Source organism: Arthrobacter sp. 05N429, from assembly GCF_056397045.1.
The window spans coordinates 1-681 of the sequence record NZ_JBFTMQ010000038.1 but is presented as its reverse complement, the minus strand read 5'-3'; the positions used below and the strand labels follow the sequence as shown (position 1 = coordinate 681).

The window sequence follows — 681 nt, the reverse complement described above, 5'->3', positions numbered from 1 at the left end:
AAGCGGGAGTGTGCCACGCGGAGACGGCAGCAGCTATGTCCTGCGCGCGGACGGCATTGATTTTGTGGGAGCAGACAGGGCAAGCCCAAACGGAACCGCAGTGCTGCACGTTGCCGACACCGGCAAGACGATCATCACCGACACCGGACGCCTTGATAACGACAGACTGGCCCTTGACGGCATCACGACCGCAGTAGCGGACCCGCTTAAGCGAGGAATGGAACCCCTGGAAACGACGGGCAGTGTACCGGGCGCGACGACGGGACTGCCGAGCTACTGTCTTTCGGTGCGCCTTTGCCGGTAAGCTTGTCAATGCAAGCACCCTTCCTGTAGTAAAAAAACTTTTGAGCGAGTTTGGGAAGTGCTGACCGGCCCAGTGTTTCCGCACATGGGCCGGTTTTTTTTGGCTACGTTTTGCCCAGCCAGTCACGAACAGTAGGCCGGGAGATCCCGGCAAGACGGGCAATTTCAACCTCAGTCAGGCCAACGGCAGCCGCAGCGACAACGACAGAACGCAGCCGATCCTTGCACCGGGTGACAGCATCGAGGGCATCATCCAACTCGGAGCCGCGAAGAATGAGACTTTTACGCGCGTTGTCCTGGTCGCGTTCCAGCTTCGGAGCCTTGAATTGTCCCATACCCATGTCAGGCACTTTACACAGATTCACAGCAGTATCAAGC

2 protein-coding genes are annotated in these 681 nt (G+C 58.3%); one reads left to right on the top strand and one right to left on the bottom strand.

The window, feature by feature from the left end; all coding sequences use genetic code 11:
• Nucleotides 1–304, top strand: a 304-nt coding sequence (locus AC1DF4_RS19165; protein ID WP_476914357.1) for a hypothetical protein, incomplete at its 5' end; no start/stop codon positions are given.
• Nucleotides 305–407: 103 nt separating this feature from the next.
• Here AC1DF4_RS19165 and AC1DF4_RS19160 read toward each other — a convergent pair.
• The coding region (locus AC1DF4_RS19160; protein WP_476914356.1) for a helix-turn-helix domain-containing protein at nucleotides 408–681 on the bottom strand (274 nt) is incomplete at its 5' end.